The following is a 3,156-nucleotide window of genomic DNA, read 5'->3' as shown; positions in this document are numbered from 1 at the left end:
TTCCGCGAAATGCTGCTGAAAGCCACCGTCTACAACCTTCGCCGGAGCGTCCGATACCCGTGAAATCAACCGCAGTGTACCGAAACTACAGAGCCAAGTATACTGAACCCATCTGTGTCATGGTATGACTACACTACCCCCGTCGGTGATCGGCGACGCATACACGGACTCGACCGCGTGGAATCTGCTTGCGGAGCTCTCCGATCTGAACGACCGCATGCCCGGCCACGAGGGCGAGCAGGTCGCTGCTGACTTGATCGCTGATGCCTTTGAGAGTGCAGGTCTCGACGACGTCTCGAGGACAGAGTTCCCCATTCCTGGCTGGTGGCGGGAGAGCGCGTCGCTAACCGTCACCCACCGTGATCGAACAAGCGTTTTCGACGGGACCCACGAGCTCGTCGGACTTCCTGGGACTCCCTCCGGATCGATCACGGGTGAGATCGTCGATATGGGCCACGGGCTGCCGGAGGACTTCGAGGACGCCGACCTCTCCGGTTGCATCGCGATGGCCTCTAGTCTCACGCCGGACGACTACGGTCGCTGGGTCCACCGTAGCGAAAAGTACGACTACGCCGCCGAGTCCGGTGCCGATGCGTTTCTGTTTTATAATCACATTGAGGGATCGCTGCCGCCGACGGGGTCAATCGGCCATACGGCTGGTCCGGGCCCGATCCCTGCCGTGGGTCTGAGCAAGGAGCTCGGCAAGCGGCTCACGCGCCATTGCGACGACGCCCCGGGCAATGAGGGCATCGAGGCGACCCTTGAGGTTGTAGCGCGAAACGACCTTGCGACCTCGGTGAACGTCGAAGCGACCCTGGGTCCGGATACCGATGAAGAGGTGCTTTATACGGCCCACCTTGACGCCCACGACGTAGGAACCGGCGCGAACGACAACGGGTTCGGCTCGGCACTCGTCGTCTCACTTGCACGGATCCTTTCGGCGGTGGCGGACGACCTCGAGATGCGGGTGAGATTTGTTGTCTTCGGCGCTGAGGAGGTCGGGCTTTATGGCTCCTATTATTGGTCGCACACGCACGATCTTAATAACGTGAAATGCGTGCTCAACGTCGATGGGGCCGGCTACTCGCGGGACCTCGAGATTCATCACCACGGCTTTGAGGCGATCGGAGAAGCGTTTGAGGAGGTGGAGTCGGAGTTCGACGTCCCCATCGCGATAGTGGATGGACTCCGTCCCCATAGCGACCACTGGCCGTTCGTTCAGCGCGGGATCGCCGGCGCACAGGGGCGCTCCACGGCGAGTGAAGCGGCCGTGGTTGGGGACACACACACGGCGACACCTTCGACAAGCTCGATGTCCGCGACCTCCGGGAGCTGTCGGTATTATTTGCGGCTGGGGTCGTCAAACTCGCGGAGGCGGACCGACCGATCGAGACACGAACAGCGGAGGATATCCGCGAGGAGACGGTCGAGAGCGGTCACGATGTCGGCATGAAGGCGACGGACACGTGGCCGTGGGGCGAGCCCCGGCCGTGGCCCTGGGCCGACGAATTTGAATAGGATTGCGGCAGGGTCGGCTCAAAAACGTGGGCGCCGACAATACCGGTTCCGCGTGCGAATACCACGTATGGATGTCACAACATATGGGGAGGAAACTAACCGGTTCAAGGGTGGGAGGAATCCGACTCGCCAAAAGAAGCACCTGTCAGGATCATCAGTTTATCGACGAGTGACTCGATCACTGCTGCCGGTTCATACTCAGACCTGTCGAGAGGGGGTTCCCAGAGTTCAATTTCGATGGCCTCTGCTGTGTCGAGATCCCCCTCCGTCGCCGTGAGAATAAAAATCGCCCGCTGATAAATAATCACCATCTGTCGACTGTCGACCCCGAGATGTTCGATTGATCCCGCCTCAAGCGCTGTAGGAAAATCGATGGTGGAATCACAGTTATACGCACGAGTGGCTCCCCTGTCACTATCTTCCATACCTTCTCTTTCTCCGAGGCGTGGTAAATAACTCGGCATCGACCAATCGGTATTGACCTCTTCGCACGCCTCAAGGCGCAGGTATCCTCCTCTATTTTGTATGAATATCCAGGGGAAGAATGATATCTCCCCAAATAGTAGCTGTGGTATGAACGAAACGGCCGAATCGAGCCGGCTTATCCGTTACTATCGGGAGTACATCGGCGACCCGGAGCAAATAGCCAACATCTACGCTGGCTTTGGCCTCTTTTTTCTTGGTGCTGGATTGGGGTTTGTCGCGGTGGCAGTATTTCTTTACAGTACGACCCTCCCTGTAAACACCCCACAAATGTATTCGGTTCGTGAGGTCGCTGGGGTTGCCGCGGGGCTTGGGTTGCCATTACTCCTTTCTGGAATTGTGGTGCTACTCCCCGTCGATAAGCGCATGGTGTATACTGCGTTCGGCGGACTCGTAATCTCAACTCTTGCTGTTGGTCTCTTTGTTTGGGCGTATCCTAACAATTGGAATGTGACAAACCCCCCAGATTACAGCGCCCAGGGCATTGGTCTCTATAGCGTTGGGGTTGTTCTTGTTATTGCAGCTTCCGGTGTCGCACTAGTTACCCATTGGGTCGAGCGTGCAAGCGACGAGGCGGGTGAAGAACAGACCCAAGACCGTTCTGCCACGGACGAAGACGAGGTCACTGATGAGGACGTGCGCAGAGATATTGAAACAGCCTTAGAGGATACAGAGCTTTCTTGGGGTGGCATTGATCGTACGGAGTCTCGTCGCCTCCAACTGAATACCAGTTCGATCGATGACGTGGATATCGATACGCTCCCCAAGACGGGTGCTGAGCGACGGATGAAAAACGAAGAGGTCAATGATGCTGTTACCCGACTCCAGGGACTCCAAGGCGGACAAACAAAAATAGCAAGTGGAGAGAGCACCGACACACAAGCAGCGGCCCTGCGCCAGCTGCGTGAGCAACAACAAAAAGAGCAGTCACCTCAGTCCAACGAGGGGCTGCTCAATAGAATAAAAAATTACTGGGTGGTGTCGTGGTTTCGAGAACGTTTTTGATTTTCCCCCGGCGAAAGCCGTGGGATTCCCCCGTTAAGTAACGCGAAATGTTATATCGGTACTTCCCGAACGAGCCGAGAGAGTGCTGTCTGAACGCTACAAAATAGTCACTTTCTGTATGATTAGACGATCAATCTCAGCTACTACCGC

Annotated in this window: 3 protein-coding genes; 2 read left to right on the top strand and 1 reads right to left on the bottom strand. The window is 56.8% G+C overall.

What is annotated here, in order from left to right:
• The first annotated feature begins 124 nt into the window (after positions 1–124).
• A complete protein-coding gene (locus CHB65_RS16610) occupies positions 125–1,453 on the top strand; it encodes a M28 family peptidase (RefSeq protein ID WP_245810020.1) in 1,329 nt (442 codons plus the stop codon).
• 169 nt (positions 1,454–1,622) lie between these two features.
• Here the strand turns inward: CHB65_RS16610 and CHB65_RS16605 are convergent, their stop codons facing one another.
• A complete protein-coding gene (locus CHB65_RS16605; protein WP_089386122.1) occupies positions 1,623–1,943 on the bottom strand; it encodes a hypothetical protein in 321 nt (106 codons plus the stop codon).
• 148 nt (positions 1,944–2,091) lie between these two features.
• On the opposite strand from CHB65_RS16605, the gene CHB65_RS16600 reads away from it, so the two are divergent.
• Positions 2,092–3,006 (top strand): DUF7139 domain-containing protein, encoded by a 915-nt coding sequence (locus CHB65_RS16600; protein ID WP_089386121.1) that lies wholly within the window; start codon positions 2,092–2,094, stop codon positions 3,004–3,006.
• Positions 3,007–3,156 lie beyond the last annotated feature (150 nt).

Source organism: Halorubrum vacuolatum (assembly GCF_900188065.1).
GTDB lineage: Archaea > Halobacteriota > Halobacteria > Halobacteriales > Haloferacaceae > Halorubrum > Halorubrum vacuolatum.
This window is presented reverse-complemented; position numbering and strand designations above follow the sequence as displayed.

Bases quoted from the DNA above. Each gene is read 5' to 3' on its own strand.
- CHB65_RS16610 (WP_245810020.1), top strand. From the start codon at position 125: ATGACTACACTACCCCCGTCGGTGATCGGCGACGCATACACGGACTCG.
- CHB65_RS16605 (WP_089386122.1), bottom strand. From the start codon at position 1,943: ATGGAAGATAGTGACAGGGGAGCCACTCGTGCGTATAACTGTGATTCC.
- CHB65_RS16600 (WP_089386121.1), top strand. From the start codon at position 2,092: ATGAACGAAACGGCCGAATCGAGCCGGCTTATCCGTTACTATCGGGAG.